A 23683-nucleotide genomic window follows, 5' to 3' on the forward strand; every position below is an offset into this window, starting at 1 on the left:
TATGGATATTGTCGTTTACGTCCATGGGAAGGGCGGAAGTGCAGAGGAGGCTCAGCATTATCGGAAGATTTTTCCCAATGCGAAGGTGCAGGGGCTTGATTATCAGACGTTCACCCCATGGGAAACAGGAAAGGAAATTCGAGAGACTGTTAGGGAATTCTATAAGAAGTATGATAATGTGCTGCTGATTGCCAACAGCATTGGTGCGTTTTTCAGCATGTGCGGTGGGATTGATTCATATATTAAGCAGGCCTATTTCATTTCGCCAGTGGTGGATATGGAAAAGCTCATCATGAATATGATGAAGTGGGCGCAGGTCACGGAGGAAGAATTAAAGGATAAGGGCATTATCCATACGGAATTTGGCGAGGATTTGTCCTGGGAGTATCTATCCTATGTGCGCGAGCATCCGCTGAACTGGACGGTGCCAACGCAAATCCTGTATGGAGGCAGAGACGAACTGACAGATTACGCGACGATGCGGATTTTTGCCGAGGAACATGGTGCTGGCCTTACCGTAATGGAAGATGGTGAGCATTGGTTCCATACGGATGAGCAGATGAAATTTCTGGACGACTGGCTTTTGCGTGTGAAATGAGGTTTTGAGGAAAGCAAGGAGGACTTATGGTAACGACAGAACGGCTGATACTATATCCGGCAGATGGGATACAGATGGAGCAGGCCATTGCCAAGGTGCAGGATGCAGAACTGAAGAAGGCCTATGAAGAAATGCTAGTGGGCTGTATAGCCCATCCCCACCAATGGGACTGGTACGCCATGTGGATGATTGAGCGCCACGATGGCGAGCATGTGGGGGATTTATGTTTTAAGGGATTAAGCAAAAATGGTGTGGCGGAAATCGGCTACGGAATCGAGGAAGAGTACCGTGGGCAGGGATACGCGACGGAGGCTGTACGGGCGGCAATTTCCTGGGCTTTTGAGCATCCGGGAGTAGAAAAGATTGAGGCGGAGGCCGAGGCGGACAATGCCGCCTCCCAGCGGGTTTTGGATAAATGTTGTTTCCAAGCCAGCGGGGAAATGGGCGAAGAGGGCCCACGCTATTATCGGAAACGCTTGGGGATTGAGTCGATGATTGAGGTGATATGATGAAGGTCCTGGTCTTAAATGGCAGCCCGAAAAAAGAGAAAAGCGACACGATGCATATTACCCGGGCCTTTGTGCAGGGCATGGAAGATGCCGCGCCGCAGGAGGTTAGTGTCATTGACATCGCTGATAAACATATCGAATTCTGTGTGGGGTGTTTTACCTGCAAACGCAATGGTGGTACTTGTGTACACAAGGATGATATGAAATCGCTGATAGCGGAGATGTTAAAAAGCGAGTTGTTATTGTTTAATTTCCCGCTCTATGGTTATGGTATGCCAGCACAGTTAAAGGCCTTCATTGAGAGGACGATGCCGCTTTCCTGCATGAAGATGAAGAAGGTTGGTGAGCGTTATGAGCATATCGGGCAGGCGGATTTTGCCCATCTTCGTTATCTGATGATTTGCGGCTGTGGGTTTCCGAACAGCAAGGGGAATTTTGAGCCAGCGGTGGCGCAGTTCAAGTTGCTCTTCCCGCGTCAGCATACGATTATTACGGTACCGGAAAGCCCGATGTTCAACGTGCCGGAAGCGGATATCGTCACCAAGCCGCGGCTTGAGCTGGTGCGGGAAGCCGGGCGGCAGTATGCCACAACTGGTGAGATACCAGCGGATTTGCTGGCGCAGATTGGTTCGCCAATGATTCCCGAGGAAACCTATGCGGCGATTGCCAATGGAGAACAGGTGGTGAACTGAAACAATTCTTTAGGTGTTTCTAAGCCTTTGGGGTGCTATTTTTGTTATAATAAAAATAGCGAAAGGACGGTGAGGACTGTGTGGAAAAAATTGACGGTTTTAGCGAGCTTTCTGGTGATTCCGTCACTCACGGCATCAGCGGCCGTGGTTACGGTGAACGGTCAGGGCGGCTCGGAGCGAAGTGCTCTGCGGCAGGCCTTACGGCAAGCGATTGAACAGCAGGTCGGCGTCATGGTGGACAGCCGCAGTTATGTGCAGAATTACCGTCTTATCAATGACCGCATCTATACGCAGGCCGATGGCTATATCAAAAGTTATGAGATACTTGAACGCACTAAGGATAACGGCATTTATAAGGTAAAGGTGCGCGCCGATGTTTCGGAGCAAAAACTAAGTGCCGCGCTTGGTTCCTATGCGCAGAAAAAGGCTGTCGTTGGTGCCAATATGCAAGATCCGCGTGTTGGTGTCGTGGCGATGGATCAGCAGGGCACCCGCTATGCGGCTTTAGAAAATGCCGTGATGGAAGGTCTTGGTGCACAGGGCTATACGCGGATTGTCGATATTGACCAGCTTGACAAGTCCAAACAAAAGCAGCTGCAAGCAGCGGCTCTTTCGGGTGACAAGTCAATGATTAAGACGTTGACTTGTCAATTTTCGCTTGACTATCTCGTGACCGTGTCGGTGGATAAGGCTGTCGGCAGTATGGCTGATTATGCGCCTGTGCCGGGTTTTGAAAATCTCAAGAAGGCAAATGTCACGGTGTCGGTGCGCATGCTAAATGTCAATAATGGCGAGGTTATATACACGGGCGTGTTCAAGGGAAAATCCGAACGCCGCGGCCCCAATGCCGTAAACGAAGCGATAGCCGAGGCTGCTAAAGGAATACCTGAGGCCATCGGAACGGCGGCACTTAATAAGGCCGCTAATCCCGAGCAGCATTTGCAGTTAATCATTACGGACAACAAATTGGGCAACATCAGCGAGGCAACAGCAACTTTGCGCGAACTTTCAGGCGTGGGCAACGTCTTTGTCCGCAGTTCAAGCTTTGGCAACATGATTGTTGACATTGACTTTAACGGCACGGCGCACGATTTTGCGACGGTGCTTGAGGGAAATGGCTGGAAGGTCTTAGCGATGGGTGCGGAATATATAAAGATATAAGAAGGCTAACGAATAGGCAGGAACCATCTGCCTATTCGTGATGAACGACAGCGTGCGGTTGACAGGTCAAAAAGTTGACAAGTCAACCGCACGTGTTTTCGTATCGGGGCATGACCGAATGGTGATTTTAATTCGTAACACTTAGTGGGTCAGGGCCGTATTGGTTAGGGCCCGGTGTACCGGGGATGAAGAGAACATATATGGAGAGGGCGATGTTGAGCACGGGAATAAAATTGCCGATAGCCCACCAGCCAGGACGGTTAAGGTCGTGCAGACGACGTATCAGCAGCATGATGCTGGGAACCATGATGGCAAGACCTAGCAACCATATTAGAAGGGTACCAAACATTTCATCAATCATCATGCCGATGGTACCCAATATCAAGGATGCGACTAGGTATATACCCACCAATGCAAGACCTCGCAGGATGTACCGTTTTCGGTTCAATCGGTTGTCATAGCGGAAGAATTTTTCGGTGATGTTTTTATCGGGGGTATATGGTTCATTGCCGTAGGCAGAAAAGCCAGAGGCAGAAGCCGGATTTTGACCGGGATAAGGTGGCCGATTGAAATTGGGAGCGCCGTTGTAGTAAGGCTGACTGGGCTGCTGCATAGGTGGTGGCGTCATGGGCTTTGGTGCGGGGGGGGCTTGCGGTTGCGAATTATGGAGCGTTTGAGGCGAGGCGGTGGTGCCTGCCGGTGTTGCCTGGGCAGGTGTAGGCGGGATTGAGGCAGTAACGGCGGTACCGCAGGATGGGCAGAATTTTGCGTCCCCGTCCAATGGAGTGCCGCAGTTGGAACAGAAATTAGACATAATGATTCCTCCTGACAGATTGCTTCTGTTTGTTATATAGAAGCAGTATTTTGTTTGCTGAGGAAAAATTCTTCACGAAGCATGAAATTCCTGCTGACAAGTTAAATTGCCAGCAGGAGAGTATAGCGTTGTTTGAAAAAGAAATCTATGTGCCAAGGAAAAATGCTTGACAGGTCGTTTATGCTTCGGTATAATAGCAATGTCAAGGAGATGACCTTGGCACATTTTTTTGAAAACAGGTGATGGAATGATGGAGCAGCTTTTATATCTGTCCGCTTTGTTTGACCTGTATGGCGCACTGCTGACGGAAAAACAGCAGGAATGCCTGCGGATGCATCTGTTTGAAGATTTTTCGTTGTCGGAAATCGGTGAGGAGCTGGGGATTTCCCGCCAGGCCGTTTACGACAACATCCATCGGTCCGAAAAGGCCATGGAGGCGTATGAAGAAAAGCTGGGGCTGGTGCGACGCTATCAGGCGGAACGTCAGGAACTGGCTGAGATTTATGAATCCATCGAGGGACTGAAGACTTCGGAGAATGCCTCGAAGGTGGAAGCAGTCCTAAACCGGCTGAACCCAATATTGGGCCGCAGTCAGGAGGTATCGATTTGATATTTGAGAGTTTATCCGACCGTTTGCAGGAGACCTTCAAGAAACTCCGCGGACATGGCAAGCTGACCGAGGATGATGTCAACGAGGCCATGCGCGAAGTTCGCATGGCACTGCTGGAGGCCGACGTCAACTTCAAGGTAGTCAAAAATTTCATCAAGACCGTGAAAGAGCGGGCCATTGGTCAGGATATCTTAGAGACGCTGACGCCGGCTCAGGTCGTCATCAAGATTGTTGATGAGGAGCTCACAAACCTCATGGGAGGTACCCAGAGCCGTATCAACATGAGCCCGAATCCGCCGACGGTCATTATGATGGCTGGTTTGCAGGGGGCTGGTAAGACCACCTCTGCGGGCAAGTTGGGTCTCGCCTTAAGGAAACAGGGCAAGCGTCCGTTGCTTGTTGCCTGTGATATTTATCGTCCGGCAGCTATCAAGCAGTTGCAGGTTTTAGGCGGCCAGCTGGACATTCCGGTGTTCACCATGGAGCAGGGCACCGATGCGGTGACCATTGCCAAGAATTCCATCGCCTATTCCCAGTCTCATGCCAATGATGTTATCATCATCGATACCGCCGGTCGTCTGCAGATTGATGAAAAGCTCATGCAGGAGCTTCGCGATATCAAGGCAGAGGTTAAACCTCATGAGATTTTGCTGGTCGTTGACGCCATGACTGGTCAGGAATCGGTCAACGTTGCGCAGACCTTCAATGAAAATCTGGGCCTTGACGGTGTTGTCATGACGAAGCTCGATGGCGATGCCCGCGGTGGTGCGGCGCTGTCTGTTAAGGCAGTCACCAATGTGCCGATTAAGTTCATCGGTGTCGGTGAGAAAATCGAGCCGTTGCAGCCCTTCCATCCAGACCGTATGGCTTCGCGAATCCTGGGCATGGGGGATGTGCTCTCTCTGGTGGAGAAGGCACAGCAGACCTTTGACATGGAAGAAGCCAAGAAGATGGAGAAGAAGCTTCGCAAGGATGAATTTACCCTTGACGACTTCCTTTCCCAGATGCAGCAGGTCAAAAAACTTGGCTCGCTGGAAAATATTCTGGGGATGATTCCTGGCATGGGCGGCCTCAAAAAGCAGCTGGAGGGCCAGAACATCGACCTCGATGGCAAAGAAATGCGCCAGATTGAGGCTATCATCAAATCCATGACGCTGAAGGAACGCGCCAATATCGATATCATCAATGGCAGCCGCCGTAAGCGCATTGCCATGGGATCCGGTACGCGGGTTCAGGATGTTAACAAACTCTTGAAACAGTTTGGCGAAATGAAAAAGATGATGAAGAAAATGAAAAAAATGCAGAAGGGCAAAGGCGGGTTCCCAGGTCTTGGCGGGCTCGGCGGCTTTGGCGGCGGTTTCCCGAAACTTCCGTTTATGCATTAAGCTTTATAGATTTACTTTTTCTACGAAAGGTGGTGAATATTCATGGCAGTAAAGATTCGTTTGAACCGTATGGGTGCTAAAAAGAACCCGTTCTATCGCATCGTTGTAGCTGATTCCCGCGCTCCGCGTGATGGCCGTTTCATCGAGATTCTCGGTAACTACGACCCGAACAAGCAGCCGGCAGTTGTCAGCATCGACGAAGCTAAGGCTATCGATTGGATGAACAAAGGCGCTCAGCCGACGGATACCGTTAAAAATCTCCTCAGCAAGCAGGGCATCATGGCTAAGTTTGCTGAAGCAAAAGCTAAGAAATAATTGGAGGGACTCAACATGAAAGAACTTGTTGAAGTTATCGCCAAATCCTTAGTAGACCATCCGGAGGCCGTCCGTGTGGACGAACGACAGGAAGATGGGCAGACCGTGCTCGAACTTCATGTTGCCGAGGATGATATGGGTAAGGTCATCGGGCGTCAGGGTCGTATTGCGAAAGCCATGCGTACCGTGGTCAAAGCCGCGGCCACCCGGGAGAATACCAAAGTCACGGTTGAGATTATTTAGATGAAACAGCGGCAGGCTCAGTTTACTGGGTCTGGCCGCTATTTCTATGTAGGAGGAACTGTCATGGATACGATTTCACTGAAAATGCCGGTAACCATTAAGGCAAAACTGACGGAAAAACTCAAGGCTAAAATTCTGGGAGAACTCGAAGACGGAATCAAACGTGCCGAGCTCGAAGTTCAGCAGCTTAACATCCAGGAGAAGCGTGTAATGCAGGAAAATCAGCCGGAAGATGCGGAGAACCCGACGCCAGAAGAGATTCAGCGTTTGCAGTCCATTCAGGCACACTTCGGTCAGGAGCGTCAGAAACGCCTGCAGTATCGGGAAGAAGCAATGGCTCGCAAAGAGGAAACGGAAAAACTCGTTCTCGGTGCGGAAATTGTCCAGGGCACGCTCGAGCGTCAGGTGGAAGTTCATGTTGGTGATGATATGCGTGAACTCATGAATGTGGAAGTGCTGGTGGAAGATGACAAAATTATCGCCATCCGCAGCTAAGAAAAAACGCGTCACGATTGGTAAAGTTGGCGCGGCGCATGGCATTCATGGAGAGATGCGCATTATCCCGCTGACGGATTTTACCGAGCGTTTCGCGTCGATGAAAGAAGTCATGGTAGGCGATGAACTGCTGCATATCGAGAGCTGTAAATACCACAAGCAGTATGTGCTGATGAAGTTCCGCGAGTATCCGATTCGTGAGGACGCCATGCGTCTTACGGGGAAACTTTTGACTGTGGATCGCAGCGAAGCAGCACCGCTGGCCGAAGGCGAGTATTATACCTTTGACATCATCGGCCTTACGGTCTACGATGTCAGTGGTAAGGAACTTGGGCGTGTGGAAAATGTTCTGCGCACAGGCAGCAACGATGTTTATCAGGCGCGCCGTCTGGATGGTGGCGAGCTTTTGATTCCGGCACTTAAAGCGGTGGTCAAGGAGATTGATATCGCCGGCGGCCGTATGGTGATTGATATGCCTGAGGAGATTTCTGATGCGCATTGATATGGTGACTATTTTCCCCGAGATGTTTGCGGGGCCGTTTGGTGACAGCATCACGAAGCGGGCCGTGGACAATGGGATTCTCGATATCCACTTCACAAACTTTCGGGATTACGCAGAGGATAAGCATCACCATGTCGACGATACGCCGTTTGGCGGCGGCGCTGGCATGGTCATAAAGCCTGAGCCGATGTATAAAGCAGTCCGCGATGTACTGGGCAAGACCCAGAAATTTGCCGCGAACCGCCGCGTGCTGATTATGGACCCGTCGGGGCCGACGTTTACCCAGGAGAAGGCCAAGGAGCTGGCCGGTTATGATCAGCTCGTCTTTATCTGTGGTCATTACGAGGGCTTTGATGCGCGCATCTATAAGCTCGCCGATGAAGCCATCTCGATTGGTGACTTTATCCTGACGGGCGGCGAGCTTCCCGCTATGGTTATTACTGATGCGGTGTCGCGTATGCTGCCAGGCGTACTCGGGGCGCCGGATTCGGCACCGACCGATTCGTTTTACGAAGGCCTGTTGGAATTCCCGCAGTACACGCGGCCACGTGAGTTTGAGGGCATGGCGGTGCCCGAGGTGCTGCTATCCGGTAATCATGCCAAGATTCGGCAGTGGCGCCGCGAGCAGTCACTACTCGTGACGAAAAAATACCGGCCGGACTTATTGGAAAAGGCAGATCTAACCGAAAAAGACCGCATTTTTTTGAATCTGCAGAATGATGCGGAAGATGAATAATGTCTTTAACGAAACCATTGACAGAGGAAAACTGGAAAACTTTGTCAATGGTTTGTTTTTGGTAAGAAAAAGATAAAACCATTAGAAGGATTTTTTCTCATCGTCGTCGTATTCTATAACTATCGTAAGATTATGCTGACGTATTTGTCGGTGTAAGAATGGGATTCGATGAAAAGTATAAGGAGATGATAGGATGGAGGAACTTTTGGCACGTTTTAGTGTCAAACAGAAAATCATGGTTTTAGTGTCGGCGGTATTTATCGCTACGATGTTGGTGCTGGGCATCGTCTTGGACCGCGTCATCACAAATCATGAGATGAACAAATTTGTTGAGGAGACGGATCTGCAGGCAACGCAGGTAGATACGTCGATGGATCTGTTCCTGCGCGGGCTCCGCGATGGTATCGTCAATATGGCGAATGATCCAATCCTCAGAAGTGGCGGCAGCATTACCCTGTATACGGAGGGCGAGGCTGGTGCCGATGGCATGATTGCCATGGACCCGCAGGCCAAGGGCGGCTTTGAGCTCCAGGCCTATCAGATTTTCCAGCGCTATGCGGAGGCTAACAAAGAGGCCATTTCGGTCATCAGCTATGGTACGACCGATGGCGGCTATCTGCAGTACCCGGCCGTAAAACGCAAGAAGGGTTATGATTCCCGGAAACGTGACTGGTTCAAAGAGAGCATGGCTGACACGAATGCGGTCCGCATCACGAAGCCGTTCAAGACTTCGAAAGGCACGCCGACAGTTGGTATTTTCGCCACGGTCAAGGATATGCAGGGGCAGCCGCTGGGTGTCCTCGGTTTCAACATTGACCTGCCAGTGGTTACGGACATGATTTCGCAGATCAAGGTCGGTGATACGGGCTATCTGATGATGCTCGATGCGGACAATGTCATCATTGCCGATCCGAAACATCAGGATGCCGCTTTCAAGAAGCTTCAAGAGTCGGAACTCGGCGATCTTTCGTCTATCAATCTGAACGGCAAGGAATTGCAGGAAGTGGAACTGGACGGGGAGACGAAGTTTGTCAATACGTATGTGTCCGAGAAAACCGGTTATAAGTATCTGACCATTGTTGACAAGAGCCAGTTGATGGCCAGCGTCAACAGCATGCGCATGACGCTCGTCGTAGTGCTCGTCGTAGCGCTCGTACTGATTTTCTTTGCAACCATGTGGATTTCGCATATCATCGTTTCCCCACTGCGCGGTCTCGAGCAGTCGGCTGGACGCATCGCAGATGGCGATCTTCGTCAGAATGACCTGACGATTGAGACGGACGATGAAATCGGCAATTTGGCTCGTTCGTTCCACAAGATGACGGATGAACTCAAAAAATTGCTCGGCCAGATCAAGGGCAGTGCTGATGAGGTTTCCAACTCCTCCGGTCAGATGTCCCATGGCGTCGAGCAGGTCGCTCAGACTATCACTCATGTGGCAGAGCGCGTCGGTGATATTGCCGAATCGGCTAATACGCAGAATGAGACGATGACCAATGTGGTCGGTCATATCCGCAATATGACTGAGCAGGTCACGGATATTGCCACGGCTTCGGAGGCAATCAGCAAGACGTCGAGCAAAGCTGGTAACGCTGCGTTCGAGGGCGTCGCTGCTATCGACGATGCCGTCAACAAAATGCGGGAAGTCTTTGGTACGGTCAATGACTCGGCAGCTGCAGTTGGTGAGCTCGGCCGTCGTTCCGAAGAAATCGGTGAAATCGTCAGCACGATTCAGAGCATTGCCGAGCAGACGAATCTCTTGGCACTCAATGCGGCTATCGAGGCAGCTCGTGCCGGCGAACAGGGTCGCGGCTTCTCGGTCGTAGCTGATGAGGTTCGCAAGCTCGCGGAACAGTCCTCTGAAGCTGCACAGGAAATCGCCCAGAAGATTGGCGGTGTCCAGAAGGTTACCATTCAGGCCGTCGATTCGATGAATGCCGGTACCGAACAGGTACGGGTTGGCAGCCAGGCTGTCAAGGATGCGGGGGATCAGTTCAAGATTATTGCTGAACATATCCGTGTCGTTGATAAGATGGTCAAAGAATCGGCAACCAATGCCAACAAGGTAGCAGATGCCAGCATGGCGGTACTCAAAGATGCAGAGGATGTCGAGGCATCCACGAAACGCATCACGGAAAATATTTCCTCTATCTCGGCCGCAACGGAAGAACAGTCGGCCTCGATGGAAGAGATTGCTGCTTCGAGCCAGCAGTTGTCGCGGATGGCGGATGAACTGCAGGATGAAGCAAATCGCTTCAAATTCTAAGTGCAAATGCATAGAACCGATTAAAAACAAAGCCTTACTAAGAAATTAGTAGGGCTTTTGTTTTAGCTGTAAACAAAAAGAGGACATGTGTCCTATTCTTGTTTTGTCGTCTTTGTTATACTTAGGAAAGACATTTGTGGTGTAAATTTGTTCAGAGAAATAAAGGGTGGGGAATAATGAATTGGTTTAACAATCTAAAGGTCTCCGGGAAAATCGTCTGTATGATTGTGATGGCCGGGTTGGCCTTGGCATTAGTGGGATGGAATGCCACGTCGTATTTGCGGGCGATTCAAAGTGATATGAATCGCATGTACAGTCAAAACATGCAGGCGGTTCGGCTTCTGGGAGACTGTTCGGTAACTGTGCGCTGCATGCAGGCACGTATTTTGGAAAATGTCAGTCTAACCGATAAGAAACAGTTGGAGAAAAACAAAAAAGACATTCAGAACTACATGAATGTCTATGAGAAGAACTGGAATGACTATAAGGCCCTCGGCAGCACGAAGGAAGGTTCCGAGGAAGTCGAAAAGCATTGGCAGGGATTTAAGACCTATACGAATGAAATGCTCGAACTCTCATTGGCAGGAAAACAGGATGAAGCAAGAGCTTTGTATGGGACAAAGGCCATAAAGGAAATCATCGATTGGGATATCAGCATGGTTCCGTTGCGCAAAGCCGTAAATGCCGAGGCGGAAGAAATCAATCAGCAGAATCAGGATGAGGTACGAAATGCGATTATCAGCATGAGTGTTATCACGTTTATTTCCATGATTTTGATGTGCCTGTTTGGTTGGATGTTCAGTCGGGCGATCCGCAGACCATTGGAACAGATGATTGTCGCTTGCCGCAGACTCCGTGATGGCGATTTCCGCAATGCCGAGCGTCAGGTGGTTCGGCAGGATGAATTTGGCGAGATGGCGGATATGGTCGATGCCATGCGCCAGCAGCTCAACAAGCTCATGGAACAGACCAGCCAGTCGGCCGAACATATTGCATCGGCGTCGGAACAGCTGACGGCAAGTTCCCAGCAGTCGGCCAAGGCTTCGCATTCCACGGCGGAATCAGTGACGCAGGCTTCGGGGGCTGTAAGCTCCCAGCAGGACGGCATCAACAACTGCAGCGATGCCATCGGTAAAGTGGCCGACTCGGTCAGCGAATTGCAGACCGAAGCAAGTCGGGTGGCCGGACATGCACAGGCCGCTTCCAGTCAGGCGGTAGCCGGCAGTGCGGCAATCCAGCAGTCCGTCGAACAGATTCGCAGCGTCGAATCGACCGTTGGGGCTTCGGCTTCGATTGTCGATAAACTTGGGGCACGCTCCCAGGAGATCGGCCAGATTGTCGAGACGATTTCCGGGATCGCTGAGCAGACGAATTTGTTGGCACTCAATGCGGCGATCGAGGCGGCACGAGCTGGTGAGCAGGGCCGCGGCTTCTCCGTGGTTGCCGATGAGGTTCGTAAACTTGCTGAACAGTCGCAGGAGGCAGCTCAGCAGATTTCAACGCTGATTGTGGGAATTCAGAAGGATACGGCTAGTGCCGTTGACTCCATGAAGTCAGGCAGTGAGGCCGTAGCTTCCGGCGCTCAGTCGGTGGAAAACCTTCGTGAGACCTTTGACAGCATTCATACCTATGTTGATGAAGTATCGGAGAAGGTCAACCGCATGGCGGCTTCCATCAAGAATGTAGCCGATGACGCTAACGTCATCACGAATCACATTCAGGAAATCGATGCGCAAGGGGCTACGGTAGCTGGCGAGATGCAGAACGTATCGGCAGTCTCCGAAGAGCAGTCCGCATCGGCCGCAGAAATTGCATCTGCTAGCGATTCCCTGGCGGAGCTGGCACAAAATTTGCAGAACTCACTAAAGAAATTTAAGTTCTGATTTGTGATGTGTATAGGGAAAAGCGGTACAGCTTGAGGCTGTGCCGCTTTTTCCGTTGGTGTAAGCCGGTTATTTCCCATGGGCGGGGAATATGTGGTACAATAGAATGACGAATTTCATGAGGAGGACCTATTGATGAAGGAAACAGCTCTGACCAGAGAGATTAACGATGCTATTGCCAAGGCCATTGATGCCTGTGAAAATAAAAACTCCCAGGAGGCCGCGGACCTGCTGAAAAAAGAGATTGACCGCGTGGAAAAACTCAATCTCTACGACGACGGCAATGCCGATTACTACGATTTCAATACGCTGATGGAAATGGTGATGTTCCAGAGCCAGCATCCGGAAATCCAGCCTGTGGCTGATATTGAGGAGCCCCTAAACCGGCTTTATGCCATGTATGGTTCCGTGCTGCTGGAACTTGGAAAGCTTGATGAGGCGGAAGAAGCCCTGGCCATTGCCATGGACTGGAATCCCATGAGCGCCGATATCGCCTTTGAACATGCTGAGGTCTACAAGCAGAAAAAGGATATGGAGACCTTCAAGAAACTTTCCACGGATATTTTTAAGATTTGCTATAAGCGCCGTGAGATTGCGCACTGCTATCGGAACCTCGGTTATTACTTCGTCGAAAAGCAAATGTGGGATGAGGCCGTTGGCTGTTATCTGCTGTCCATGACCTTTGCCGAAGCCGAGGGTCGTTTCCAGGCGGAAAACGAACTCAAGTACATCTACGACGAGACCAAAGGCGAAGCCAGCCGTCCTTCCCTGGGGGCAATGCGATCCTATGGCGAGAAATACCATTTCCCCATTGGCCCCGATGCCAAGATCATTGAAACGGCCATGCTCTACGGCAAGACCATGCTGGCCAATAAGAAGCTTCAGCACGCTTCCTATTTCCTTGATATTGCTTATAAACTGACAGAAAACAAAGAGCTAAAAGAACTCTTGGATGGTATCAACAAGCAATTGAGCAGTGAAATGTAATGAAAAAGCCTTCCCGCGTCGGGAAGGCTTTTTCATTGGTTTAGATGAACCATAGCGGCAACGGCCTGCCCGAGGCAAATGCCGCCGTCGTTGGGGGGGATAAGGCTGTGGAGCAGGACATTAAAGCCTTTGGCTTTTAACTCGTTTTTCACTAGCGTTACCAGCAAATGATTTTGGAAAACGCCACCGGAGAGAGCACAGGTGGAAAGGCCGGTCTGTTCGCGGGCCTTTTCGCAGGCGTTGCTGATGCAGGCAGCAAGGCCTGCGTGGAAAAGGTAGGCGAGTTTGTCCGGGGATGTTCCCCGGAGCCGTTCGGTAAGCAGATAGCAAAAGAGTTTATCTGTGGCCAGGATGATTGATCCGTCAGCTTTAGATAAGTCAAGCCGGCAGATCGCAGGAGCTGACTTGTCAAGAGCTATGGTTTGCGGGATAATTCCCTGTGCTGCCAGATAGCGTTCCGCAGCGAACTCAAGGTACATGGAGGCTTCCCCCTCGAAGGTCGAAGCCTTGCGGATGTCAAGGATGGCGCTGACTGCGTCATAAAGACGGCCGGCGCTGGTGGATTTTATGGCATTGACGTGGTTGTCAGCCATAAAGAATTGGGCGGCAAGGTCTTTTTCGGGGCAAAGTGCCAACTGTTGGGTGATTTCCCGGACTTTGGCTTGATCATTATACAGGCCATAGAGCATGGAAACAGCAATACGCCAACCTTCAACGGAAGCTTTGTCTCCTCCGGTCTGCAGGAACGGACGGATATGACCAAGCCGCGTAAAGCTGGTAAAGTCAGCCTGCAGGATTTCGCCGCCCCAGATGGTGCCGTCGGTGCCGTAGCCAGTACCATCGAAGCTCACGCCAATAACTGGTTTATCGTGGTCATTTTCGGCCATACAGGAGAGTATATGGGCATAGTGGTGCTGGACGGGGAAGAGGGGCAGCCCTAGTTCCTTGGCGATGGTCACCGTATTGTAACGGGGGTGAAGGTCACAGGCCACTAAAGTGGGCTCGTTTTCCAGAAGTTCTGTAAGCCGGCCTATGGTCTCCCGCAGGGCCTCCATGGTGCGCAAATCGCTCATATCGCCCACATAAGGGGAGGGATAAAAGATATTGTTGGAGCCGACGCAGAAAGTGTTTTTCAGCTCACCACCGATGCCGAGTACTTGCCCTTGGAGGTCCTTGCTTACCATAAAAGGCAGGGGCGCAAAACCACGGCTGCGGCGAATCATATAGGGTTTCCCGTCAAGCCAGTCCATGACGGTGTCGTCGGCACGGATGCGGATCTTGCGGTTATGGGACAGCATCAGATCCGTAAAGCCCGACAGTGCCTCGACAGCGCCTTTATCGTCGCGGCAGATAGGAGCGCCAGCGGGGTTGCCGCTGGTCATGATCAGGGCGTCGGGCATGGTAACGCCGTCCGGGTAGTCAAACAGCAGCAGTTGCACCGGGGCGTAGGGCAGCATGACGCCTACTTTGGGATTGCCCGGGGACACGGCGTCGCAAAGCAGGCCTTCCGCCTTGCGTTGGAGCAACAAAATTGGTTTTTGGTGACCCGTCAGCATTTCCTCCTGGCCATATTCTAGCTGGCATTCCCGGTGGACGGCCGCCATATCCCGCAGCATGACGGCAAAGGGCTTAACGGGGCGATGCTTTAGTTTCCGCAGCCGCTGAATGGCTTCTTCGTTAGTGGCATCACAGGCCAGGTGAAAGCCCCCAATGCCCTTGATGGCCACGATGCCGCCCTGGGATAGCACCTGCCGCGTTCGGGTGATGGCGGCGGCACCGCGGCAGGATTCTTCCCCGATGATATAGACCTCGGGGCCGCAGTCATTGCAGCAGACGGGCTGGGCGTCATAGCGGCGGGTTTCGGGACTGGTGTATTCGGCGCGGCAATCCGGGCACATGGGAAATTCCCCCATGCTGGTGCGTTCCCGGTCGTAGGGCATGGCATCGAGAATGGTGAGACGGGGGCCGCAGGCTGTGCAGTTGATGAAGGGATGGAGATAGCGACGGTCGCTTTTATCGAAGAGTTCAGCCCGGCATTTGTCGCAGGTGGCAATGTCCGGTGAGACAAAGATATCTCCCCGTTCCTTGGCGCTATCGATGATGGAAAAGCTGGTATAGCGTTCCGGGGCGTCAAGGACTTCGGTATCCATCTTTAAAATGGCAGCCCGCTCTGGAGGTTCCTTTTCGATGGCAGCGAGAAAATCACGAACTGCTGCCGGTTCCCCCTGGGCGAAAATCTCCACATAGGGGCCCTTGTTACAGACGGAACCCAAAATATGAAATCGTGCGGCCAATCGGTCTACGAAGGGGCGAAAGCCCACCCCTTGGACGATACCGTATACTTTGCTATGAAAAAGAGACATGATAGTTCGCTCACTTTCCTTGGAATAAAATGGCATCTGTCTTTATTATAACCCATTTTTTTGGCAGGGAGGAACTTCGCATTTGTCATTATTGCCAAAAAATTATAGAAAAAATGAAAAATATACAAGATACGCGAAAATATTTGCAAAATAGGGGTACAATTTTACTCGAAAGTGTGTTATACTAAGCTTGTCGATAGGAAATAAACCGGATATCCCACCGGTTGCATCGGAACCTATCGGTCTCTTCTCTGGAAACTTATCCCAGTTTCCAGTATCCCATTTCCTTACATCTTTTTAGACAGGACCGGAGTCAGTGGAGTGACTCCGGTTCTTCGTTTTCATAAAAAAGCCTCGGACTTGGTCCGGGGCTTTTTGAGTGGAGATATTCCAGGAAAAAAAGGAAGAAGCCCGTTTTATCGCGAATACCTCCATAGAAGATTTTGGAGGAAAGGGATTGCTATGAGAAAGGTGCTGTCTGTTTGGCTTGTCCTGCTGATGGTGCTGGCTGTATTCATGCCAGGACGGGGACTGGCAGAGGATGAATTGCAGCGGGTGGTCCGCGTGGGCTGGTTTGATTCCAACTTTAATAGCATTGATGCCTATGGCCGGCGCACGGGCTATGCCTACGAGTATCAGCGCAAGATTGCGGCCTATACCGGCTGGCAGTATGAATATGTGGAAGGCAGCTGGGTGGATTTGCTCAAGAAACTGCAGCAGGGAGAGATTGACCTCTTGGCAGATGTTTCGTACAAGGAAGATCGTGTGGGAACGATGCTGCTTTCTCATTATGCGATGGGAAAAGAGGATTATTATATTTTTATTGACCCGCAAAAGAGCACGATCAATCCCGATGACTTGTCGACTCTGAATGGCAAGCGGCTGGCGGTATATAAAGATAGTCTCCAGGCACAGATTTTAAAGGATTGGGTAAAGGAACACGGGCTTAAACTCGAAATCCTAGAATTTGAGGAAGCATGGAAGGATGCGGATAATCTGCTCAAGACCGGCGCAATCGATGGCCTGGTGACCAGTGCATCCTACGATTTGTACGTGGATCATGCGGATCCGGTGGCGAGGATTGGAGCGTCGGATTACTATTTTGCCGTTAGTACCAAAAGGCCAGAACTCAAAGAGGAACTTGACCGGGCTATGAGTATCATCTTGAGCCAGAATATCTATTATAATCGCGGGCTTAATCAAAAGTATATGAGCAATACCGGCGTACGGCGCTTTTTGACTATGGACGAACGCGATTGGATTACTGGTCATGGAATAATCCGCGTGGGGTATCCGGACAATATGCTGCCGTTTTGTGCGCAGGATCCCTTTGATGGACAGGTCAAGGGCCTTTTGCAGGATTATATCCAAAAGGCGGTCGGCGGGATGAAAAATTCTACCATTCGTTTTGAAGCGGTAGCATATCCTACGTTGAATGATGCCATGCAGGCTTTACAGGCTGGGCGGATAGATTGCGTATTTCCTGCGGAGTTCAGCGCTTATGAGGCAGAACAGCAGCAGGTCCTCGTAACTACGCCGCTGGTGGATGCGATGATCATGGCAATTATACGGCCCGAGAACAGTGCAGATTTTTCGGCTGATGCATCGCTGCGCTGTGCGGTAGTAAGCGATAATTCGGCAATTGAAAGACAGATTAAGGATAAATTTCCTCAATGGGAATTCGTGTACTTTTCCTCCGTGGAGGATTGCTTGAATGGAGTAGCACGGGGGCAGGCTGATTGCTGGGTTATGAACAATTATCGGGCAGGAAATCTGCATGCGTTGTTGGATGAATATCAGCTGACGGCAGTGCCGACAAATAAAAACATTGGTATGGCTTTTGCTCTGCGGCCGGAGAATATCCAGCTGTATGCGATTTTGGAACGTCTCAATCAGGGGATGTCGAGTGCAGAAGTCAATGACTCGCTGACTCGAAATACCCATGCGGGGCATAAGGTTTCCCTGCGGGATTTTGTCAAGGCGAATTTGGGGCTGGCATTTCTGTTGATTGTGTTGGTGTTGACGGTTATTGTGGTGTTGCTGATTAAGAGTATTGGCAATGTGAAAAGGGCCAAGGAGCTTAACAGGCAGCTCAAGGAGCGGCAGCAGGAGCTCGTGACCGCAAAAAAACAGGCGGAGATCGCCAGTGAGGCTAAGACGTCCTTCCTGTTCAATATGTCTCATGATATCCGTACTCCTATGAATGCCATTATCGGTTTTTCAGACCTTTTACAGCAGAATCTCGATGATAAGGAACGGGCGCGGGATTATATCCATAAGATCCAGCAGGCGAATGATTTTTTGTTGTCGCTAGTCAACAATGTGTTGGAAATGGCGCGGATTGAAAGCGGCAAGATGACCGTGGATACGGTTTACGCCGATATACGGGAGCTTATGGAGGCAACTTGTTCGGTATTTGAAGCGCAGATGAGCGGAAAAAGGATTACGTTTGCCTATACGCTAAAAATCGAGCACACCGATATTTGGGTGGACAAGACCAAGGTACGGGAAATCTTTCTTAACATCCTCAGCAATGCCTGCAAATACACACCGGAAGGCGGTTATGTCACGTTGGAAGTCCGTGAGTTCCCTGGCAAGGAGGAAAACATAGCCGTGTACCAGACAACGGTGACCGATACAGGCATTGGTATGCCGGCGGAGTTCTTGCCGCATCTCTTTGATGCTTTTACCCGTGAACGAAATACAACAGCCAGCGGCATTATGGGAACTGGCCTGGGCATGCAGATTGTCAAGAAACTCGTTGATCTTTTGGGCGGAACCATCACGGTGGAGAGTGAACTGGGCAAGGGAACAACTTTTGTGGTCAATTTGCCGCTGCAGCTTGCCGAAAAGAAGCAGGAACAGGAAGCGAAGGCGGAGGTTCCGCTGGATATTGCGGCTTATCAGGGGATGCGTATCCTGCTGGCGGAAGATAACGAACTCAATGCAGAGATCGTCATCACGTTGCTCAGTGAGCAGGGATTCTTGCTGGAACATGCCGAAAATGGCGCTGATTGTGTTGCCAAACTGGAGCAGGCTGAGCCCGGCTACTATGATTTTATCCTGATGGATGTGCAGATGCCGCAGATGAATGGGTATGAAGCGGCGCGCGCAATTCGTGGGCTTAGTGATCCGCACAAGGCAGAAATTCCCATCATTGCCATGACAGCAAATGCCTTTGAGGAGGATAAAAAACAGAGCCTTTGAAGCCGGGATGAACGCGCATGTGCCCAAACCTTTTGACGCGGCCAAACTCTATGCGGCAATTCACGAAGTCTTAAAGAAGTGAATGACTAAAAAGCCTGCAAATAAAAAGTCAAGTATTTGACTTTTTATTTGCAGGCTTTTTTAGTCATATGTCGGTGCGAAGTATGATATTAAATATAATATTCGGTTTTATCGGCTGGTTTTAAGGAGAATTCGGCAAATACGTGGTCGCGGATGCGCAGAAAGTCTGGGCTGGTGCGGTCGCGTTGGCCATGAAGGTCTACGGGGATGATGGTCTTGATGCGGCCGGGATTTGGTGTCATGATGACGATGCGGTCAGCCAGTACCACGGCTTCGTCGATGTCGTGGGTCACGAAGATAATGGTCTTGTGTTGCCTGCGGTTGATGGCGGAGATTTCATCCTGCAGTTTCATGCGCGTCAAGGCATCAAGGGCGGCAAACGGTTCGTCCATGAAGATGATTTCGGGATCGACCGCTAACGCGCGGGCGATGGCCACGCGCTGCTGCATGCCGCCGGATAGCTCGGCTGGATGGTTCTGGGCAAAATCCTTGAGCCCGACGAGGTCCAAATAGCGGTTGGCGATTTCCTGGCGTTTTTCGGCTGGTACGGAAAGGCTCTCAAGGCCTAGCTCCACATTCTTTTCGACGGTACGCCAGGGCAGCAGACCGTAGTTCTGGAAAATCGTGACATGTTTGATTGATGGTTTTGTTACCGGGGCGCCATGAATGGTGATGCTGCCTGCGGAAACTTTATCAAAGCCGGCCAGTATGTTTAGCAGTGTGCTCTTGCCGCAGCCGGAGGGGCCGAGCAGGCAGATGAATTCGCCGCGGTCAATCCGGAGATTGACATGCTGGAGGGCGTGGAAGGTCTGCCCCTTTTGGGAATAATTTCGCGAGACTTCTTGGATGTCAATATAACTCATGCGTTACTCCTTTCTGGGATGCCCCAACGGCGGTAAATGCGTTTTTCGAGTAAGGTGATGCTGCTGTCGAGCAGGAGGCCGAGTACACCAATGGTGATGATGGCCGTCATCAAAAGGTCTGCCCGCAGATTATTGCGGGCGTCAATGATGAGAAAGCCAAGGCCGGATTGCGTGCCGACCATTTCGCCGGCAACGAGAAAGACCCAGGCGGTGCCGAGTGCCAGATGCAGGCCCGTGGCGATGCGCGGGAAAATGGCTGGGAAGATGATTTTCGTCAAGAGTTGTGGCTGGCCGATTCCAAAGTTCTGCGCGACTTTTAGATAGACCGGCTCGATGGTGGCAACGGCGGCTACGGTGGAGAGCAGCACCGGGAAAAAGGCTGCGAGGAAAATGATGACGAGCGATGGCATATCGCCAATGCCAAAGACGAGGACGATAAAAGGCAGCCAGGCAACGGGCGATATTGGCCGCAATACTTGGGCGATGGGATTCAAAAACGCCCAGATGTTTTGATACCAGCCGAGGATAAGTCCTAAAGCCATGGCCAGGATAACAGAAGTCGTGTAGCCGAGCAGAAAACGGTAGAGGCTCGTGCCGATGTCTTTCAGCAATACGCCATCGGCGAGGATTTCGCCGAATCCCAGAAGCGTCTGAAGGGGCGTGGGGAAAAGGGCTTCGCTCCAGCCACCAAGCCAGGCGATGGCCTGCCAGCTGAGGAGTACCAGGAGCAAAGCTCCGCTAAGATGAATTGCATGTTTCATAAAGTCACAGCCTTTCGGAAAGATCTAATTTATTCGTACAAACTGGTATCGACAAAGTCTTCATAGTTCGGCGCTTTGGTTAGAAGATGACTGGTCTTCATGCGCGTGATGAGTTCGTCATAAGCTAGGCGTGGGATGGAAAGGTTGTCGTAGGAAATCCATTCGAGCGACAGGTCAAGGATTTTATCCTTGGCCTTGAGGTATTTGAGCGCTATTGTTTTTTGCGCTTCGGGATGTTCGGTAAGATAGATGCCGGCCTGCTTGTACTGTTGGACGAACTGACGGGTCAGTTCGCGGTTCGCTGCTAAAAATTCGCCATTGAAGACCAATAGGCAGCAGATGCTGTCGGGCCAGAGCTCCTGCGCGGGGATTAGTTCATGACCATTGCCGAGTATCACGGATTTCGCGCCGAAGGGCTCGGCTACGCAGTAGCCTGCAATCTGTTTGGTGGCAAGGGCCGCCGGCATTTCCGGCGGGGACATTTCCACGATGGTAAGATCGCTTTCGCTAAGACCGTTTTTTTCGAGCAGCTGGTCGAGAAGCAGTTTATGGGAGGACTGTTTGTGGGGAATGGCAAAGACCTTGCCTTTGAGGTCGGTAGGTTTTTGAATGTCATTGCTGACGATTAGGGCATTGCCGTCGCGATGTCCAAGCGCAGCGGCTTTTACATCGATGCCTTGTTCTTTGGCTTTGACTGCAAGTTCGGCAAGAACCGACGCGCCGTCGACTTTGCCCGTGTTCAAGGCATCCATAAGTTCGGGCCAGGAGCCGTATTTTATGAGTTCGATTTTTACCGGGCCGTCTGCAGTTTGCAGTTCCTTGGTAGCAAACAAGGGCAGAGCATGGGTGATGGGAAGGTAAGCGATGCGGATGGTTTTTGCGCCGTTGGTTTCGGCGCGTGGGGTAGCGGGTGATTCGCCACAGCCAGCTGTTAAGAAGAGCGTTAGCAGGACAGTCAGGATAGCTAGAAATCGTTTCATGGGCAGTCTCCTTTCGTTAGCCGGTTTAGCTCCAGCCGAGCCGTTGACGTTGGGCTTCGATGTCTGCAACAATTTTGGCGGCCAGTGCTTTCGGGTCCGTATTGACATTCATGACAGCGCCGAGGGTGGCTTTCGTATCGTGTTTGAGGAAACGCTCGACGTTCTCGGAGCCTTGGACTGGTGGTTCCACACAGTGATAGGAGTCGATGCCAAAGAGTCGGAAGGCCAGTGAGGCGTCAAGGCCTTTTTCGTTGGACCATTCGGGGCTGGCAAAGGCATAGGGCATATCTTTGATGGCTTGGCTGCTTGCGGCGGCAATGCCACCGAACACGATCGAGGCGCGCGTGTTGTCGATGCATTCGCCCATGTGCCAGACCGGTGGCAGTTCGTGGGTGGTCAAGAAATCTCGCAGGGACTTTCCAGCCTTGGCGGCCCCTTCCTTGCTGCAGAACCCGAGTTTTAACAGTGGGAAGGAGGCGCAGCCGTTGGTGAAAATCAGGATATTGTTTTTGAGCAATTCCTTGGCCACATCGACGGTGGCTTTTTCATAGACGACACGGGGATTGCTGCAGCCGACCATGTTTACGATGCCGCGAATGGTTCCCTCTTTGAGGGCTTGGGCCAGGGCGTGATAGCCGGGGAACTGCTCAGCGATGTTTTCAGCGGTAAAGCCGACATCGGCCGTGACTTCGTAAGCGGGGATAAACACCGGAATGTCCCGGCGGGCGGCAAAGCTTTCGATGGCGCGGGTGACAATCTTGCGCGCGATTTTTTCGGTGTCGCTGATATTCGAATGATGGTGGTCATAGGCATAGTGCTCGGCACCAGGCAGCCGCGCGGAATCACTGGTCGTAACTACGGTGGTCTTAAAACACTTGGCAACATCCATGATGGATGGGAAGACATCCTGCACATCGGCAACCCAGAGGTCAAGGGCACCGGTGCCAAGTACGAGCTCGGCGCCGACGGCATTGGAGAGGGGGATGACCCCCTCGTAGCGGTACATCGCTGACAGGCAGGAACAGCAGATGCCGTAGAATTGGATGCCTTTGGCGCCGTTCTTTTGGGCGAGAGCCAAAAATTCCTGGCTGTGGCCAATGCGCACGATTTCGCTGACGAGGGTCGGAAGATGACCGTGAACGGCGATATTGACATAGCCCTTTTTGAGGGCGCCGATGTTGACCTTGGACGTGGCGCGATGGCCCGTGCCAAACATGGCGTCGGTGCCGATATTGGAAGCGACGACGCCGGTAAAACAGAAAGCCAGGCCGCAGCGCAGGAACTGTTTCATGATGCTCTGCCAATCGCCATCGGTGCCGACGCCAGTGCGATGGTAGGCATCAAAGACTTCGTGATAAGCGCTGATGGGCAGGATATCCAAATCCTTCCAGACCTTCTGCCGCTCGACAGGTGCCAGTGCTTTGATGGTTTCATAATCAGCGGGTACGGCGCGTGACAGGTCAGCAAGCAGTACATCGGCAAGTTTGCCAGCGAGGCGGCGGGCACTTTGGCCGCGCGTTTCGATGCCAAACGCCTTACAGATTGCGCGCATTTTCTTTTCCCCGAGCAGGGGAAGGTTTAACTTTCCTTCGGCAATGAATTTTAGCGATAAAAGGATTTCCCGTGCATGGACGCCGTGTTGCGCGGCCCCCGCCGCGGCACTTCGCAAGAGATTGCGGGCGACGATGAGATCGGCATCAGCACCGCAGACGCCACGCGGACTCTTCGGAGTAATCTTGCAGGGGCCCATGTTACAAATCTTGCAGCAGACACCGCCGAGGCCAAACGAACATTGCGGCTTCTGTTGGTCAAAGCGATCAAACACCGTATCATGGCCGAGCTGCTCCAGGCGAAGCATCATCTCGCGCACGGCGGGATCGGGCGTCTGCTCCAAGACATCCTGTTTCGAGGCAAAGGTCTTGCGGTACTCAGCGACGGCTTTCATATAATCCTTGACGCCGCCATGCTCATGGGGATGCTGGGCATCATGATCATGCGTATGCCAGTCGGCATGTTCATGAACGGTATCGTAAGTATGCGGATGATTGTGTGGGTGTTGGTGGTGATGGTTCGTTGACATAGTGACCGCTCCTTTTGACATCTGACATCTGACTTTTGACATTGGAAATTTGACTGTCAATAAAAATTAAACATATAAAACAAGTATGTATACAAGAGATGGTTATTATATTACTGTAAACTTGTAAATCTGTCAACTAAAAACATATAAAA

21 protein-coding genes and 1 pseudogene are annotated in these 23683 nt (G+C 51.5%); 15 read left to right on the plus strand and 7 right to left on the minus strand.

All coding sequences use genetic code 11. The features are described 5' to 3' along the window. The first annotated feature begins 1 nt into the window (after position 1). From BLQ36_RS03970 to BLQ36_RS03985, 4 genes are all read left to right on the plus strand, one after another. Positions 2–598 (plus strand): alpha/beta hydrolase, encoded by a 597-nt coding sequence (locus BLQ36_RS03970; RefSeq protein WP_074514085.1) that lies wholly within the window; start codon positions 2–4, stop codon positions 596–598. 26 nt (positions 599–624) lie between these two features. Beyond that, positions 625–1107, plus strand: a complete 483-nt coding sequence (locus BLQ36_RS03975) for a GNAT family N-acetyltransferase (protein ID WP_081342210.1) — start codon at positions 625–627, stop codon at positions 1105–1107. Then, entirely contained in the window at positions 1104–1799 is a 696-nt protein-coding gene (locus BLQ36_RS03980) for a flavodoxin family protein (RefSeq protein ID WP_081342211.1), read from the plus strand. Before BLQ36_RS03975 ends, BLQ36_RS03980 begins: the two co-directional genes overlap by 4 nt. Positions 1800–1877: 78 nt before the next feature. Continuing rightward, positions 1878–2960, plus strand: a complete 1083-nt coding sequence (locus BLQ36_RS03985) for a flagellar assembly protein T N-terminal domain-containing protein (RefSeq protein ID WP_074514087.1) — start codon at positions 1878–1880, stop codon at positions 2958–2960. A 127-nt stretch (positions 2961–3087) separates the two neighbouring features. Here the strand turns inward: BLQ36_RS03985 and BLQ36_RS13310 are convergent, their stop codons facing one another. Continuing rightward, complete coding sequence (locus tag BLQ36_RS13310; protein WP_180364825.1) at positions 3088–3588, minus strand: DUF805 domain-containing protein; 501 nt, start codon at positions 3586–3588, stop codon at positions 3088–3090. Positions 3589–3705: 117 nt separating this feature from the next. After that, positions 3706–3774: pseudogene (locus BLQ36_RS13640) on the minus strand (zinc-ribbon domain-containing protein); the annotation flags it as partial. Positions 3775–4021: 247 nt separating this feature from the next. On the opposite strand from BLQ36_RS13640, the gene ylxM reads away from it, so the two are divergent. The 10 genes from ylxM to BLQ36_RS04040 all read left to right on the plus strand — a co-directional run bounded on the left by ylxM (position 4022) and on the right by BLQ36_RS04040 (position 13196). Then, positions 4022–4384 (plus strand): YlxM family DNA-binding protein, encoded by a 363-nt coding sequence (gene ylxM / locus BLQ36_RS03995; protein ID WP_074514089.1) that lies wholly within the window; start codon positions 4022–4024, stop codon positions 4382–4384. Next, on the plus strand, positions 4381–5769 hold the full coding sequence (ffh, locus tag BLQ36_RS04000; protein WP_074514090.1) for a signal recognition particle protein: 1389 nt from the start codon (positions 4381–4383) through the stop codon (positions 5767–5769). The genes ylxM and ffh overlap by 4 nt, the downstream gene beginning before the upstream one ends. A gap of 42 nt (positions 5770–5811) precedes the next feature. Next, the gene (gene rpsP / locus BLQ36_RS04005; protein ID WP_074514091.1) at positions 5812–6084 is read left to right on the plus strand and encodes a 30S ribosomal protein S16; all 273 of its coding nucleotides are present in this window, start codon (positions 5812–5814) and stop codon (positions 6082–6084) included. A gap of 15 nt (positions 6085–6099) precedes the next feature. Further along, on the plus strand, positions 6100–6327 hold the full coding sequence (locus tag BLQ36_RS04010; protein ID WP_074514092.1) for a KH domain-containing protein: 228 nt from the start codon (positions 6100–6102) through the stop codon (positions 6325–6327). A 63-nt stretch (positions 6328–6390) separates the two neighbouring features. After that, on the plus strand, positions 6391–6822 hold the full coding sequence (locus BLQ36_RS04015) for a YlqD family protein (protein ID WP_074514093.1): 432 nt from the start codon (positions 6391–6393) through the stop codon (positions 6820–6822). After that, positions 6794–7324 (plus strand): ribosome maturation factor RimM, encoded by a 531-nt coding sequence (rimM, locus tag BLQ36_RS04020; protein WP_074514094.1) that lies wholly within the window; start codon positions 6794–6796, stop codon positions 7322–7324. Before BLQ36_RS04015 ends, rimM begins: the two co-directional genes overlap by 29 nt. Next, complete coding sequence (gene trmD, locus BLQ36_RS04025) at positions 7314–8060, plus strand: tRNA (guanosine(37)-N1)-methyltransferase TrmD (protein WP_074514095.1); 747 nt, start codon at positions 7314–7316, stop codon at positions 8058–8060. The genes rimM and trmD overlap by 11 nt, the downstream gene beginning before the upstream one ends. Before the next feature lie 193 nt (positions 8061–8253). After that, positions 8254–10326 (plus strand): methyl-accepting chemotaxis protein, encoded by a 2073-nt coding sequence (locus BLQ36_RS04030; protein WP_074514096.1) that lies wholly within the window; start codon positions 8254–8256, stop codon positions 10324–10326. Positions 10327–10502: 176 nt separating this feature from the next. Further along, positions 10503–12209 (plus strand): HAMP domain-containing methyl-accepting chemotaxis protein, encoded by a 1707-nt coding sequence (locus tag BLQ36_RS04035; RefSeq protein ID WP_074514097.1) that lies wholly within the window; start codon positions 10503–10505, stop codon positions 12207–12209. Positions 12210–12344: 135 nt separating this feature from the next. Beyond that, positions 12345–13196, plus strand: coding sequence for a hypothetical protein (locus BLQ36_RS04040; protein WP_074514098.1), 852 nt, complete (start codon positions 12345–12347; stop codon positions 13194–13196). A gap of 32 nt (positions 13197–13228) precedes the next feature. On the opposite strand, the gene hypF is transcribed toward BLQ36_RS04040, so the two are convergent. Beyond that, positions 13229–15559 (minus strand): carbamoyltransferase HypF, encoded by a 2331-nt coding sequence (hypF, locus tag BLQ36_RS04045; protein ID WP_081342212.1) that lies wholly within the window; start codon positions 15557–15559, stop codon positions 13229–13231. 462 nt (positions 15560–16021) lie between these two features. On the opposite strand from hypF, the gene BLQ36_RS04050 reads away from it, so the two are divergent. Continuing rightward, complete coding sequence (locus BLQ36_RS04050) at positions 16022–18766, plus strand: ATP-binding protein (protein WP_074514100.1); 2745 nt, start codon at positions 16022–16024, stop codon at positions 18764–18766. Between the two features lie 170 nt (positions 18767–18936). On the opposite strand, the gene BLQ36_RS04055 is transcribed toward BLQ36_RS04050, so the two are convergent. Genes BLQ36_RS04055 through cooS form a run of 4 tightly spaced genes read right to left on the minus strand, consistent with a single transcriptional unit; the run spans position 18937 to position 23531 of the window. Further along, positions 18937–19710: an ABC transporter ATP-binding protein gene (locus BLQ36_RS04055; protein ID WP_033169103.1), complete on the minus strand. Its 774-nt coding sequence runs from the start codon at positions 19708–19710 to the stop codon at positions 18937–18939. Further along, positions 19707–20471 carry an ABC transporter permease gene (locus BLQ36_RS04060; protein ID WP_074514101.1) on the minus strand — a complete coding sequence of 255 codons (765 nt, stop codon included), beginning with the start codon at positions 20469–20471 and terminating at the stop codon, positions 19707–19709. Before BLQ36_RS04060 ends, BLQ36_RS04055 begins: the two co-directional genes overlap by 4 nt. Positions 20472–20500: 29 nt before the next feature. After that, the gene (locus tag BLQ36_RS04065) at positions 20501–21451 is read right to left on the minus strand and encodes an ABC transporter substrate-binding protein (protein WP_074514102.1); all 951 of its coding nucleotides are present in this window, start codon (positions 21449–21451) and stop codon (positions 20501–20503) included. 25 nt (positions 21452–21476) lie between these two features. Next, positions 21477–23531 carry an anaerobic carbon-monoxide dehydrogenase catalytic subunit gene (gene cooS, locus BLQ36_RS04070; protein WP_081342213.1) on the minus strand — a complete coding sequence of 685 codons (2055 nt, stop codon included), beginning with the start codon at positions 23529–23531 and terminating at the stop codon, positions 21477–21479. Positions 23532–23683: the final 152 nt, after the last annotated feature.

The organism is Selenomonas sp. WCT3, assembly GCA_900100835.1.
In the GTDB taxonomy this organism is placed as follows: domain Bacteria; phylum Bacillota; class Negativicutes; order Selenomonadales; family Selenomonadaceae; genus Selenomonas_A; species Selenomonas_A ruminantium_E.